The organism is Luteimonas sp. A478 (assembly GCF_054052025.1).
On record NZ_JBSVRF010000003.1, the window covers coordinates 274,785 to 288,447 of the forward strand.

Annotated in this window: 12 protein-coding genes and 1 pseudogene; 7 read left to right on the top strand and 6 right to left on the bottom strand. The window is 65.0% G+C overall.

What is annotated here, in order from left to right:
* Window positions 1-89: 89 nt before the first annotated feature.
* Window positions 90-1,169 (bottom strand): hypothetical protein, encoded by a 1,080-nt coding sequence (locus tag ACW7G3_RS07825; protein ID WP_456982134.1) that lies wholly within the window; start codon window positions 1,167-1,169, stop codon window positions 90-92.
* A gap of 1,082 nt (window positions 1,170-2,251) precedes the next feature.
* On the opposite strand from ACW7G3_RS07825, the gene ACW7G3_RS07830 reads away from it, so the two are divergent.
* On the top strand, window positions 2,252-3,034 hold the full coding sequence (locus ACW7G3_RS07830; RefSeq protein WP_456982135.1) for an XAC0095 family protein: 783 nt from the start codon (window positions 2,252-2,254) through the stop codon (window positions 3,032-3,034).
* Window positions 2,922-3,908 (top strand): Rpn family recombination-promoting nuclease/putative transposase, encoded by a 987-nt coding sequence (locus tag ACW7G3_RS07835; protein WP_456982136.1) that lies wholly within the window; start codon window positions 2,922-2,924, stop codon window positions 3,906-3,908. The genes ACW7G3_RS07830 and ACW7G3_RS07835 overlap by 113 nt, the downstream gene beginning before the upstream one ends.
* Before the next feature lie 172 nt (window positions 3,909-4,080).
* On the opposite strand, the gene ACW7G3_RS07840 is transcribed toward ACW7G3_RS07835, so the two are convergent.
* The 3 genes and pseudogenes from ACW7G3_RS07840 to ACW7G3_RS07850 form a co-directional block, all read right to left on the bottom strand.
* A complete protein-coding gene (locus ACW7G3_RS07840; RefSeq protein ID WP_456982137.1) occupies window positions 4,081-4,551 on the bottom strand; it encodes an RDD family protein in 471 nt (156 codons plus the stop codon).
* Window positions 4,552-4,621: 70 nt separating this feature from the next.
* Window positions 4,622-4,909 carry a NadS family protein gene (gene nadS, locus ACW7G3_RS07845; protein WP_456973774.1) on the bottom strand — a complete coding sequence of 96 codons (288 nt, stop codon included), beginning with the start codon at window positions 4,907-4,909 and terminating at the stop codon, window positions 4,622-4,624.
* A 173-nt stretch (window positions 4,910-5,082) separates the two neighbouring features.
* Window positions 5,083-5,172: pseudogene (locus ACW7G3_RS07850) on the bottom strand (RDD family protein); the annotation flags it as partial.
* Window positions 5,173-5,216: 44 nt separating this feature from the next.
* Here ACW7G3_RS07850 and ACW7G3_RS07855 point away from each other — a divergent pair.
* Together ACW7G3_RS07855 and ACW7G3_RS07860 are read left to right on the top strand one after the other, a co-directional pair.
* On the top strand, window positions 5,217-5,474 hold the full coding sequence (locus tag ACW7G3_RS07855) for a type II toxin-antitoxin system prevent-host-death family antitoxin (RefSeq protein WP_456982139.1): 258 nt from the start codon (window positions 5,217-5,219) through the stop codon (window positions 5,472-5,474).
* Window positions 5,462-5,773 carry a type II toxin-antitoxin system RelE/ParE family toxin gene (locus tag ACW7G3_RS07860; RefSeq protein WP_456982141.1) on the top strand — a complete coding sequence of 104 codons (312 nt, stop codon included), beginning with the start codon at window positions 5,462-5,464 and terminating at the stop codon, window positions 5,771-5,773. Before ACW7G3_RS07855 ends, ACW7G3_RS07860 begins: the two co-directional genes overlap by 13 nt.
* 59 nt (window positions 5,774-5,832) lie before the next feature.
* On the opposite strand, the gene ACW7G3_RS07865 is transcribed toward ACW7G3_RS07860, so the two are convergent.
* Complete coding sequence (locus ACW7G3_RS07865) at window positions 5,833-6,690, bottom strand: helix-turn-helix domain-containing protein (protein WP_456982142.1); 858 nt, start codon at window positions 6,688-6,690, stop codon at window positions 5,833-5,835.
* A 5-nt stretch (window positions 6,691-6,695) separates the two neighbouring features.
* Window positions 6,696-7,286: a ComF family protein gene (locus ACW7G3_RS07870; protein WP_456982144.1), complete on the bottom strand. Its 591-nt coding sequence runs from the start codon at window positions 7,284-7,286 to the stop codon at window positions 6,696-6,698.
* A 122-nt stretch (window positions 7,287-7,408) separates the two neighbouring features.
* Between ACW7G3_RS07870 and xerD the strand changes: the two genes are divergently transcribed.
* The 3 genes from xerD to purL all read left to right on the top strand — a co-directional run bounded on the left by xerD (window position 7,409) and on the right by purL (window position 13,385).
* Window positions 7,409-8,380: a site-specific tyrosine recombinase XerD gene (xerD, locus tag ACW7G3_RS07875; RefSeq protein WP_456982146.1), complete on the top strand. Its 972-nt coding sequence runs from the start codon at window positions 7,409-7,411 to the stop codon at window positions 8,378-8,380.
* 82 nt (window positions 8,381-8,462) lie between these two features.
* Window positions 8,463-9,266, top strand: coding sequence for a thioredoxin fold domain-containing protein (locus ACW7G3_RS07880; protein WP_456982148.1), 804 nt, complete (start codon window positions 8,463-8,465; stop codon window positions 9,264-9,266).
* A gap of 204 nt (window positions 9,267-9,470) precedes the next feature.
* On the top strand, window positions 9,471-13,385 hold the full coding sequence (gene purL, locus ACW7G3_RS07885; RefSeq protein ID WP_456982149.1) for a phosphoribosylformylglycinamidine synthase: 3,915 nt from the start codon (window positions 9,471-9,473) through the stop codon (window positions 13,383-13,385).
* Window positions 13,386-13,663: the final 278 nt, after the last annotated feature.

Here is a 13,663-nt window from a genome sequence, read left to right on the forward strand (position 1 = left end):
CCGCGCGCCAAGGCGACCTTACCAGATGGTGGCAAAGCTCATGCGGTGAGCGCGAAGCGGCGCCCACGCTCAGTTCGGTTGAAGATCAATCAGACTACTGAAGCCTGCGGGGCTTGTTTTAATGTCGGAGAAGCCGAATTCGAATTCTTCGTGCAAGCTCCCAAGCCGGCGACTTCTCCGCGAGGAATGAAGAGCGTAATTTCCAGGTTGTCCAAGTTTCGAGCGATATAGTGATCGCCATCAATTGCCAGAATGCGCATGCACGTAATGGTGCTGCGGCTCGCTGGCGTATCGGCAGTCCATTGTGGCTGCACGTTGCGATGCCCGCCTGAAGCTGGAGCGGAGAGCGCGACGCTGGCAAGGCGACTGGCGGCAGGCGGAAACAGGGCAAGCAGGCTCATCAGGCCGACAGTGAAGGTACATGCGGCGGCGAGGGGCCGCTGCACCATGTTCCAGCGTGCAAAGAACTTGGCGGCAACAAGCTGCCAGATCGCAAGGAGAAGGCTGAAAATCAGGCTGGTGCAGAGCAACCAGATGATGCTTGATCTGCCGAAAGTTGTCTGGGCAGCACTTTGGATGATGACGGCGGCCAGGAGAAATTGAAGTGCCGCTGTGCCAAGAGCTGAGATCCAAAAGCCAAAGGAAGCTTTTCTGTCAGGGTTTTCCCTCTCCGGGCTGGTGTGCATGGGAAGCCAGATGGCCAACACTAGGAAAGCCAGTGCCACCCCACCCAAGGCAATCCTAGAAACTTTGGCGCTTTGCAGGATCAGGTCTGCTGACAGGGAGAAGGCAAAGCATCCCAGGCCAATGACGTAGAAGGCCTGGCTCGCGGACCAGCGCAATAGCAATTCCTTCCGCTGTGAATTTTTACTCGACGGATCGACCATTGGATCGATCAGCCGATAGCCACTTTTGTTTATTGGTGTCAGCAGCAGTACGGTCGGAAAGAGGGAAAAAACAAGCAACAGAAGTGCAACCATGGTCAGCAGTGCCAGCATGGCCGGATAGATGGCGATCATGCTGCCGCCGACGACACTGAGCGGAACGTTTTCCTCGATTGCGTAGTGGTAGGCGTAGATCACCGGCAACGACAGCGCCAAGGTGCCAACCGGCGCCCATCGTTTCTGAAGCCAACACAGGATGTCCGCGATTTCACGGGTGACCGGCAATCGAATAGGTCGGGGTGGCTGGTGTGGTCCGAGGTGCGGGGGAGGATGCATGGCAGGTTGGATGTGGGTGCGACGAAGATTGAGGGGTCAGGTGTGGTTGCGTCTGCGGTTCTTGCGGCTACAAACCGAGCAACAACTTGAAGTCACGAACCTCATTCTTCGGCTTGCCCCGCGGGGGTCTTCAGGAGTTCATGCACCGTCATCTCGCGGAGGAGCTTGGTGTCATTTACGTTCAGCAGGCTCTTGTTGCGGGTCAGACAGTGCCGATCAGCATGACTTCCAGTTGCTGGATATCGCGGTGGCCACGACTGATGGGTGCGCAAAGTACCCGCCTGGACGGGTATTTGGGAATGACCGTGAGAAAAGAGGTGAATGCGTGTCCGCCGCAATCAAGTCGTTGGACTGCTTCCCTACCGCCACGGCTGGATAAGGATAGAAATTCATCTCGAGTCGTCCCTGCGTTTCACGCGTGGGCTGGTTCTCCCTTCCCGTTGCTCGAACACTATAGGCGAATAGTGAGCAGAGGTCTTGCTGATTGTTGGCGGTGAATCCGATGGTGGCAAGGCCATCAGTCAACTGGATGGTCTCGTCCGGCTTTGGTCAGTAGTTGCTTCTTCTTCGCCGGGGTTTTCGGCGTCGGTGCAGATTGATCCGGCCTGCAGGCGGACAAGCTGACGACCTGGCTGTGTGGAATGAAGAGGGTTATGTCCGGGTCACCCGTCCCGGGCAAGGAAGAAGGCGGCCACCAAGCGCGCCGTGACAAAAGCGAAATGAGCCCGGAAACAGATCGTTGCTGTGGGGGAGGCGCTCGGCGGCTTGACACCTCCGCAACCCTATTGCAGGCTGGGCCGCAAGGAGCGTCGAAACTCCTCGTACAGCGGTTCCCACCTCCGTCAAGCCGGTGGGTTTTTTGTGCCCGTGCTGCTGCGGGCACGTTCCGACGCGATGTCTGCGTCGGGAGGGCGGCTAATACAACACCCTTCGGGGAAATACGCCCGCCGTCTGTACGCGGTTTCGAACCTCCCGACTTCCCGTCCGCCGTTCCGTGGCGGGCGGCTATCCCATGGAAGGAGGAAACAGCGATGACCGCGCATGAATCGAACCATCAGGATGAGCTTTGCTATCAGTTGCCGGAAGAGAGCCAGTTTCGGCTGGTGCAATTGAGGGATCACATCAGGTTTCTGGCGGGGCTGGCCCAGCCGCGCATCGCGGACGAGTCTTTGGAGTGCGCGCCGGAGGTGCGGCTGATCGATCTGGCGTTCTGCCTGGAAAGGCTGGCGGAGCAGCTGGATCTGGTGCTGGGCGAGGTGCGGTGGCGCGCTCAGCCATCCGCAGTGGAGGCTGGGGTGTCGGGATGCGGCGCCACGCCAGCGGTGGGCGGATTCGTCTTTGGTGTCACGCCGGATCAGTTTGATGCGCTCGATCGCGTGATCCACACCATCTCGGCCCAGGGCGATGCGGTGGCGGCCAGCCACATGGCCGACCTGGCCAGGCCTACCCTGCCGGTGCTGGGGCAGGCGATCTTCGATGGCGCAACGACCCTGGCCGAACTGCTGGCGCAGGTGCACGAGCAGCGGCTCGATTCACGATCCGGGGTAGCGGAGCCGCGCGCGGAGTATGGGGAGTTGGTGGACGCGCGCGGCGCAAGGCGCGACATCGGGTTTTCCCACGATGGGCAGGGGGGTTTTCCGACAGACGCTGCGGCAGCGTTCTGCGATTCTGGCTACCTCGCCCATTGGACAAGGAGGTCCAATGCCAGCCCGGGAAGCGCACGACGGTGCCTACAAGCTGCTGTTCTCGCATCCGCTGATGGTGCGGGAACTGCTGGAAGGATTCGTCCAGGAAGACTGGGTGCGGCGGCTTGATTTCGCCACCCTTGAGCGGGTCAACGGCCATTACGTCGCCGATCGCCTCCAGCAGCGCAGTGATGATGTCGTGTGGCGGGTGCGCATGGCCGATGATGGCGGGTGGCTCTACCTCTACCTGCTGCTTGAATTCCAGAGTCGCAGTGATCGCTGGATGGCCCTGCGGCTGATGAATTATGTCGGTTTGCTGTGGCAGGACCTGGTGCGTTCGAAGCAGTTGACCGCAGACAAGCGGCTGCCGCCGGTGTTTCCGCTGGTGATCTATAACGGCCGGCCGCGCTGGAATGCGCCGAAGCTGCTGCAGCCACTGTTGGCGGCGCCGGCCGGCGGCACACTGTCCCGTTACCAGCCGCGATTCCGCTACTTTCTGTTCGATGAGGGTCAGGTGGCGCCGGAGCAGGCCGAGCGGGCGGACAACGCGGTCAGCCGCCTGCTGGCGCTGGAGGCCAGTCGGGATCTGGAAACGCTGCAGTACGAAATCGCGCGGCTGCGGCTGCAGCTGGCAACGCCTGAACACGACAGCCTTCGGCGTGCGTTCACGGTGTGGATTCACCGGGTGGCCCTGCGGCGTATGATTCCCGGACAGGAAGTCCCCCGCACCGAGACCCTTGAGGAGACCGAAACCATGCTTGCAGAACGCGTGACCGAGTGGACCCGGGAGTGGAAGCGGGAGGGGTTGGAGCAGGGATTGGAGCAGGGGCGCCTGGAAGGCGAGCGTGCAACCGTACAGCGCTTGCTGACGCGACGCTTCGGGCCGCTTCCGGAGGCCGCGCTGGCGCGCCTGGCGGCCGCGGACGCCGAGACCGTGGGCCTGTGGGCCGAGCGGCTGCTGGATGCGCCGAGCCTGGAAGAGGTGTTTCAGGCGGTTCGGTGAGCGTGGGCCAAGGAGGCCGGTCGGGGGCTGGCGTCGACTGGCAACGCGCTCGATGCATCGCTGGAGCGAGTCGAGCTTACGTTCGACGATCAATCGATCCACGTTTGCCTGCGCTCGCGGAGCATGCGGTCGACATAGGGCAGGAAGTCCGCGGCATCGACCGGTATGCCGATCAGCGCTTGGCTTCGCGGATCAGCCGGGTGCCGCTGGCGCGGTCGTGCCAGGTCAGCCGATCACGATCAAACCATGCCCAGAAAAAGCCGGCGCCGGCTAGCAGTAGCGATGCAGTGCCCACCAGATAGCGCCGCCACAAAGCCCCCCAGCTGGGCGTGGCACCATCCGCGGCTACCAGCCGGATCCGCCACGGACGCATGCCCAGGGTCTGGCCGCCGCGGCGCCAGCTCCATGTGGCGTAGATGCCGGCCACCACCCAGCAGGTGATCCACAGCAGCCACTGAGTGAGGCTGAACGGCTCGATGTTATGGCGCACGTCGCCGTGGATGGCGGCATCCACCAGCATGAACGGCACGGCGGTGAGGAACCACAGCGCCAGCGCCGGCCACAGGTCGTAGAACAGGGCGAGCAGGCGCCAGGGAATGTGGGCGCTTGGCGGGGAGGGTTCTGCGGCTGGTGTCTCGTCCATCGGACAAGGATACAAGTGGTGCTGGTTGGCAAGGCACCAAGGCTGATGTCCTTGCCGTTTGGTCGGCGTATCAGCGCAGGGCGCGAATGGCGGCTTCGGGTTCTTTCTCGATGACCCGCAAAAGCGCTTTGGCGGGGCCGGTTGGTTCGCGTCGGCCTTGCTCCCAGTTCCGAAGGGTGCCCACCTCAACCGCGATCAGGCGTGCGAACTTGACCTGGGAGAGATTGGTTGCGGCGCGGATGCGTTTTACGTCGGTTGCATCAACGTGGAATTCCCGACTGGGCGCACGCTCGCCGCGGACGATTTCGTCCATCTCGGTCATGCTTTCGACCAACTCGGAAAACAGCTTTTTATCCATGGCTACCACCTTTCGTTAAGGACGCGCAGTACGCAGCAGTGCTTCAACTTGCCGCGTAAATACGGAGGTCTCGATGAAGATCATAAAGGCAAAAGTACGCCATTGGCGCACGTGCGTCAATGGCGTACATAGATGATTTTCTGGCGGATGCCGCGGGGGTGTGTCCCGCCGGATCAGCGTTTGGCTTCGCGGATCAGCCGGGTGCCGCTGGCGCGGTTATGCCAGGTCAGCCGGTCCCGATCAAACCAGGCCCAGAAAAAGCCTCCCGGTGCTTGCGCGGCAGGGAGTGATACTTTAGTGTCACTTCATGCGTACAGAACTTGTCACCACTCTCAAGCGCCAGGCGACCGAACTCCTCTCTGATATTGAGCGGGACAAGGAGCCTATTCTCATCACGCAGCACGGCTTGCCAAGTGCGTATCTGGTGGACGTCGAGAGCTTCCAGCTTATGCAGCAGCGAATGAGCGTTCTTGAGGGAATTGCTCGCGGTGAGCAGGCGATTGCGGAGGGCCGCGTGGCAACTCATGCACAAGCCAGGAAACGCCTTGGTCGATGGCTGAAATAGTCTGGTCAGAGCCTGCGCTGAGCGATCTGGATGCGATCGCCGACTACATCGCGCTGGAGGACCCGGCTGCTGCTTCAGAGTTGGTCAAACGCGTCTTTGCCCATGTCGAGCAACTTGCTGATCATCCAGAGAGCGGTAGCCGCCCAGAGGAGCTTGGGCGGTCACGGTATAGGCAGGTTGTGGAGCCGCCTTGTCGCGTCTTCTATCGCTACGATGGGTACAAGGTGTTCATCCTGTACGTCATGCGTGCGGAGCAATTGGTTCGTAAGGGGCGGCTGACGTCTCGTGCCAAGCCTTGAACAGGCTGGTGATGTAGCCATCGGTAAGGCGCAATAGCGGCAGTCACCAGCCGGCTGGCTCAATCCGATGACGCTCTCACATGCATTTCCACCCGAAGGCCCGCAGTGGCGGCCATGTTTACCAGGGTGTCCAACCCGAAAAGGCCGACTTTGCCTCTGGTCAGGTCGGAAATTCGCGGCTGGGTGACCCCAAACACGTTGGCAGCTTGGGACTGGCTGAGATGAGCGGTGGCAATGTGATGTTTCAGGGCGGACATGAGCTCTGAACGCAGCTTCATGCTTTCAGTGGAGTAGGCGGAGTCCTCAGGGACTTCCTCCTTGTTTTCGGCGGGCCGTGTCGCGAGGGGGATGTTGCCGCCGACCATGGGGAGGGCGAATTGTGGCTGCGAAAGGTCGGACATGCGTGATGAGAGGCTGATCTTTTTCTCGGCTTGGCTGCGGGCATGTGGCGACATGAAGGAGAGGAGTTGCTCCAGACCGGCAACATCCCGGACAGTCACGAACTCCTGATGCTTATTGAGGAACACGATGGTCTTCTTTTTTCTGTCCAGAAGCTCCAGGACGTTGCTCAAGGTCCCCGTGCTTTTGCAGTCCCAGATCATCAGCCCGTAGTCGCTGTTGCGGGCCATTTCCACATCCTTGGCTGTGTAGTACGCCCGGCTGCCTGCCCTGGCGCTTGAGTTGACGCGATGCACCGGCCAGTCGCCGATGTTGTTGCGTGGCGAATCCCCGGTGCAGTACACGGTGACGTTGGCCGCACGGTGGCTGTGAAGACACTCCTGGATGGCCGTGTCCGCGCCGTCTGCGTCGCCTACGACCACGTTGAGTCCGGAGGCAACGACATTGGCGATCCGCTCCTCGACCTTGGGGTGAAGGCGGTTGATGGAGATGGATCCGGCGATGAAGACCTTTGTCATGCGTGCTATTTCCAGGTGATTGCGGCGGCGTAGATGTGATTGATCTTGCTGTAAGTCCGCAGTGCCTTGCAGGCGGCCTCCATGCTTGCTCCAGTATCGAAGAGGTCGTCTAGCACCAGGGCGTTCCAGTGTCCGGCATTGACGATGCCGGGATTGATGCTGAACCTGCCTTCAAGTGCGGCATCTTTTTCCTCCCGTGCGTGCAGATCCTTCAAGGAGGGGGCGCCTCTTACAGGAGGAGACCTGATCACGATGTTGTCGAACATCGGGATGCCCGTGATGCGTCCCAGTTCATTGGCAAGTTCATGTACGGGCTGGCGACGGCGAGGTATTGAGGGCGGCATGGGAATGATCAAGCCCACTGGGCCGAAAAGAGGGAGCAGGGAAGCCTGGATTTGGGCAGCAAGGGGCGCGATCTGGCTCCAGTCACTCCGGTACTTGAGCTTGTAAAGCGCCTCTCCCGGCTCGGACCGGGTGTTGTCAAACCGGGCGTGACCGTATTGGTCCTCGCCGAGATAAACGCTGGATAGCATGTGCTTGTGGAGGGCATATCCCAGATCCCAGCTGCCTTCGAGCTTTCGTACTTCAACCTGCATACCGGGGCCACTCCTTGGCTTGGTGTCATCACTTATATACAAGATATTGTATGCCGCTGCCCGGATGTCTGGAGGGGCCCGGGTCATCCTGGTTTCCGTCATCAGCAGGTATCGTTTCCTCCATGCCCAGCCGTACCCCCGCCGACCGCCGCCAGAAGGCGATGCAATTGCCGCCCCTCGCGGACGGGGACGCGCGCGCGATCGATACGTTTCTTGATGCCATCTGGGCCGAGCGCGGGCTGGCGAAGCAGACCCTGGACAGCTACCGCCGTGATCTGGCCATGCTGGCGCGCTGGAATGACGGGCGCGGCGGGGGGCTGGCCGGCGCAGACCGGGAGGTGCTGCACGGTTACCTGGCCTGGCGCACGCGGGAAGGCTATTCGGCGCGCAGCAATGCGCGGCTGCTGTCGGTGCTGCGGGCGTTCTATGGGCATCTGCTGCAGCGCGGGGCGCGCGGTGACGACCCCACGGCGCTGATCGAGGCGCCGAAGCTGGGCCGGCTGCTGCCCAAGGCGCTGACCGAAAGCCAGGTGGATGCGCTGCTGGCGGCGCCGGACGTGGATGCGCCGGCCGGGCTGCGCGACAAGGCCATGCTGGAGCTGATGTACGCCTGCGGGCTGCGGGTGAGCGAGCTGGTGGGGCTGCCGGCCAACGGGGTGAACCTGCGCCAGGGCGTGCTGCGGGTGGCGGGCAAGGGCGGCAAGGAGCGGCTGGTGCCGCTGGGCGAGGAGGCGCAGCACTGGCTGGAGCGTTACCTGGAAGAGGCACGCCCGCTGCTGGCTGGCGGGCGGGTGCCGGCCGGAGCGGGCGTCGGGACGCCGCTGTTCCTCGGGCCGCGGCGGGGGCCACTGAGCCGGCAGGCGTTCTGGCTGGCGGTGAAGAAGTACGCGGCGCTGGCCGGGATTGATCCGCAGCGGGTGAGCCCGCACGGGCTGCGCCACAGTTTCGCCACCCACCTGCTCAACCACGGCGCGGACCTGCGCGCGCTGCAGATGCTGCTGGGCCACAGCTCGCTCTCCACCACGCAGATCTACACCCTGGTAGCGCGGGAAAAGCTGAAGCAGTTGCACGCCCACCACCACCCACGCGCGTAGGTCGGCCTACGCCACGCTCAGCCGCGGGTGGGGGTCGGCGTGGAATAATGTCCCTCCCGTCCGCTCCGAGGTTCCCGCCTGTATGAAGCCTTATCTGTTTGTCCTGCTCTGCGCGTTCAGCCTGTCAGCCTGTGCGCAGGCGCCGGATCCGGAGGCGGATGGCGCGGATGCGATTCCTGTAACGCCCGCACTGGACTCGCCCCGGGTGGAGGCCGAGCCGGGCACGCCCAAGGCGCGCGCGCTGGAGGCGATCGCCCAGGTCAATCCGCAGATACAGGTGGACAGCGTGGAGCCGGCCCCGATCGACGGCTACCAGGAAGTGGTGGTCGGCGGCCAGGTGGTGTACGTGAGCAACGACGGGCGCTATCTGATCCAGGGCAGCCTGTATGACGTGGAGGCGCGTCGCGACCTCAGCCAGGACGGTTTGGCCAAGGTGCGCAAGGAGCTGATGAAGCTGTCGCCGGTGGAAGAGCGCATCGTGTTCGCTCCGGAGAATCCGCGCTACACCGTGGCGGTGTTCACCGACGTGGAGTGCGGCTACTGCCGCCGCCTGCACCAGGAGATCGAGGAGTACAACCGGCTCGGGATCGAGGTGCAGTACCTGGCCTTCCCGCGCATGGGGCTGGAAAGCGAGGACTACGGGAAAATGGTGTCGGTGTGGTGCGCGGATGACCCGAAGCAGGCCATGACCGATGCCAAGAACGGCAAGCGCGTGGCCTCGGCCAGCTGCGACAACCCGGTGGCCGAGCAGTGGGAGCTGGGCCAGCGCGTGGGCCTGCAGGGCACGCCGCTGATCGTGACCGAGGACGGCATGCAGATGCCGGGGTACATGCCGCCAGCCGCGCTGCGCGACGCGCTGGATCAGATGGCAGCCGGTACGCCCTGATTTTGTAGGAGCGCGCCATGCGCGCGAAGCCGCGTGAAAAACGGCACGCGGTGGGGGGCGGTGACCGCGTCGTGGCCGAAACCCCGTTCCAACGCCCGGATTCACGCGGTTTCGCGCGTATGACGCGCTCCTACGTGGGTAGGGACATCGTCGGGGGGATGGCTGTCCGGTACAATGGCGGGCCGCCTTTTCCGTGTGTTGGACATGATCGTCCTCGAGGGCCTTCCCGCCCTGTCGCCGTTCCGGCTTGAGCGCCTGCAGGCGCGTCTGAAACTGTTCCCTTCGGCTCCCCGCGTGGTGGGGGCCTGGCACGTGTACTGGATCCAGCCGCAAGTCGGCGCCGAGCCCGATGTGGGCGCCCTGGCGCGGATCCTGCAGGCTGGCACCGGGGCCGAGCCGCTGGCCGGGGGCGCGGTATCGCGCTTCGTCGCGCCGCGGCTGGGCACCATCTCGCCGTGGGCCAGCAAGACCAGTGAGCTGTTGGCTCACGCCGGGGTTGAGGTGAAGCGGGTGGAGCGCGGCACGCGCCTGGATATCGCCGGCTGGCCCGAGAACGCGGCCGAGGCCGCCGCGCTGGAGCGGCTGCTGCACGATCCCATGACCCAGTCGCTGTTGGAAGCCCACGACGAGGCCGATGCGCTGTTCCGCACGCCGGGCCGCGGCGAGCTGGAGCGCATTGCGCTGGCGGACCTGGAAGAGGCCAACGCCCGTCTGGGCCTGGCGCTGGCGGAAGATGAGATTGAATACCTGCGCGACCGCTTCGGCACGCTGGGCCGGGATCCGTCCGACGTCGAGCTGATGATGTTCGCCCAGGCGAACTCCGAGCACTGCCGGCACAAGATCTTCAACGCCAGCTGGACGCTGGACGGCGAGGACCAGTCGCATTCGCTGTTCCGCATGATCCGCAACACCCACGCGGTCACGCCCGAACACACCCTGACCGCCTACAGCGACAACGCGGCGGTGGTGGAGGGCTTTGAGGCGCGCCGGTTCCGCCCGGATCCGGTCAGCGCCGAATACCGCGCCGAGCCGCTCACCGACAGCGCGTTCTGCATCAAGGTGGAAACCCACAACCATCCCACCGCCATCTCGCCCTATGCGGGCGCGGCGACCGGCGTGGGCGGGGAGATCCGCGACGAGGGCGCCACCGGGCGCGGCGGGCGGCCCAAGGCGGGGCTGGCGGGGTATTCGGTTTCGCACCTGCGCATTCCGACCCTGCCGCAGCCGTGGGAACAGCCGCGCGCGCTGAACCCGCGCATGGCACCGGCGCTTGAAATCATGCTGGACGGGCCGCTGGGCGCGGCGGCGTTCGGCAACGAGTTCGGCCGCCCGAACCTGGTGGGCTATTTCCGCAGCTTCGAGCTGCCGGTGGATGCGCAGTTCGCCTGGGCTTACGACAAGCCGATCATGCTGGCTGGTGGGCTGGGCGCGGTGGACCGGATCCAGGTGGAGAAGAAGCGCCTGTCGCCGGGCGATCTGGTGATCGTGCTGGGCGGGCCGGCGATGCTGATTGGCCTGGGCGGCGGTGCGGCCAGTTCGGTGGCCGGCGGCACCAGCGACGAGTCGGTTGATTTCGCCAGCGTGCAGCGCGACAACCCGGAAATGGAGCGCCGCTGCCAGGAAGTGATCGACCGCTGCGTGGCGCTGGGCGAGGACAGTCCCATCCTCACGATCCACGACGTGGGCGCGGGTGGGCTCTCCAATGCCATCCCCGAGCTGCTGCACGACTCGGACGTGGGCGGGGTGATCGACCTGGGCAAGGTGCCCAGCGACGATCCGTCGCTGTCGCCGATGCAGCTGTGGTGCAACGAATCCCAGGAGCGCTACGTGATCGGGATCGCGCCGGCGCGGCTGGAGGAATTCACCGCGCTGTGCGAGCGCGAGCGCTGCCCGTTCGCGGTGGTCGGTACGGCCACGGCCGAGGAGCACCTGCTGGTCGGCTACGGGGTCACGGCGAATGGCGATGGGGGTTCGGATGGCCCGCGCGCCGATGCCGCGCAAGCAGGCCGTCCGCACCCGATCGACCTGCCGATGGACGTGCTGTTCGGCAAGGCGCCCAAGGTGCACCGCGACGAGTCGCGCCCGGCGCCTTCGCGCTTCCCGGCGCTCAACACCAAGGTCATCGACCTGCATGAAGCCGGGCTGCGGGTGCTGGCGCATCCGACCGTGGCTTCCAAGAGCTTTTTGATCACCATTGGCGATCGCACCGTGGGCGGGCTGACCGCGCGCGACCAGATGGTGGGGCCGTGGCAGCTGCCGGTGGCGGACTGCGCGATCACCCTGTCCGATTACGAGGGCAATGCCGGCGAAGCGATGGCCCTGGGCGAACGCACGCCGCTGGCGCTGATCGATCCCGAGGCCGCGGCGCGCATGGCCGTGGGCGAGGCGATCACCAACCTGTGTGCGGCGCCGCTGGAGAGCCTGGAGCGGATCAAGCTCTCAGCCAACTGGATGGCGGCCGCCGGCCACGAGGGCGAGGGCCCGCGCCTGTTTGATGCGGTCAGGGCGGTGGGCATGGAGCTGTGCCCGACGCTGGACCTGAGCATCCCGGTGGGCAAGGACTCGCTGTCGATGCAGGCCGGCTGGCAGCACGAGGGCGAGGATCATTCCTCGGTCTCGCCGGTGTCGCTGGTGGTGACCGCGTTTGCGCCGGTGCGCGATGTGTCGGCGCAGCTGACCCCGCTGCTGTCGCCGCGCATGGATACCGAGCTGTGGCTGCTGGGCCTGGGCGGCGGGCGGCAGCGGCTGGGCGGATCGGTGCTGTCGCAGTGCCACGGCGCGTTCGGCGGCGCCTGCCCGGACCTGGACAACCCCGGGCGCCTGCGCGCGCTGTTTGAGCTGGTGCGCGATGCGCGCGAAGCGGGCCTGCTGCTGGCCTACCACGACCGCTCCGACGGCGGCGCATTCGCCACGCTGTGCGAGATGGCGTTTGCCTCGCGTCGCGGCCTGGATATCGACCTGGACGACTGGGGCGATGACCGCAGCGAAGATGTGTTCCGTACCCTGTTCAACGAGGAACTGGGCGCGGTGGTGCAGATTGCTACCGAGCACCGCGCCGAGTTTGCCGACCTGGTGGCTCGCCACGGCCTGGTGGAATGCGCGCAGCGCATCGCCCGGCCGACCTCGGCCGCCTCCATCCGCGTGCTGGGCGACGACCAGGTGGTGGTGGAATGGAGCTGGCAGGAGCTGTTCGACGCGTGGTGGTCGGTCAGCCATGCGCTGCAGCGGCTGCGCGACAACCCCGAATCCGCCGATGCCGAGCGCGCGGGGCGGCGCGATTTTGATGCGCCGGGCCTGCAGCCGGTGCTGACGTTTGATCCAGCTGAAGGCCAGGCGCCGGCGGTGACCGGCGTGGCCCGGCCGAAGGTGGCGATCCTGCGCGAGCAGGGTGTGAACGGCCAGATCGAGATGGCCGCCGGCTTCGACCGCGCCGGTTTTGCCGCGGTGGACGTACACATGAGCGACCTGTTGGAAGGGCGGGTGGCGCTGGATGGGTTCAAGGGCCTGGTGGCCTGCGGTGGCTTCAGCTACGGCGACGTGCTGGGCGCGGGCCGCGGCTGGGCGACCTCGATCCTGGAAAATCCGGCGGTGCGCGAGGCGTTTGAAGCCTATTTCACCCGCCCGGATACGTTCTCGCTGGGCGTGTGCAACGGCTGCCAGATGATGTCGCAACTGCGCGACATCATCCCCGGTGCCGGCAACTGGCCCATGTTCCAGCGCAACCGCAGCGAGCAGTTTGAAGCGCGCCTGGCGATGGTGGAACTGGTGGAATCGCCTTCGGTATTGCTGTCCGGCATGGCCGGATCGCGGATCCCGGTGGTGGTGTCGCACGGTGAGGGCCGGGCCGAATACCTCTCGGAGGCGGATCGCGTCGCAGCCCGCGTGGGCCTGCGCTACGTGGAAGGCGACGGTGCTCCGGCGGTTTCGTATCCAGCTGACCCCAACGGATCCACCGATGCGGTGGCCGGCCTGTGCAGTGAAGACGGCCGCGCCACGATCATGATGCCGCACCCCGAGCGCACCCTGCGCAGTCTCAATTTCAGCTGGCACCCCGCCGACTGGCCCGGCCAGTCGCCCTGGATGCGGATCTTCCACAACGCCCGCCGCTGGGTGGGCTGACGCACATCCTCCATTGGCGCTGATGCGGCCCCGCAATTGCGGGGCCGCTTGCGTTGTGGCGTGCGCTGAGCCGCGCTTCACGCGCGGGCCAGTGCGCCGTTGGCCATCTTCTGTAGGAGCGCGCCATGCGCGCGAAGCCGCGTGACTGCGGGCGGCCAGCGCGGCTTAGGTCACGGCATGGTGATGGGGCCGCCGCACAGGATAGTTCACGCGGTTTCGCGCGCATGGCGCGCTCCTACAAGGGTTCGGGTCCGCGGCGCCTGGCTGCTCTCAAGGAG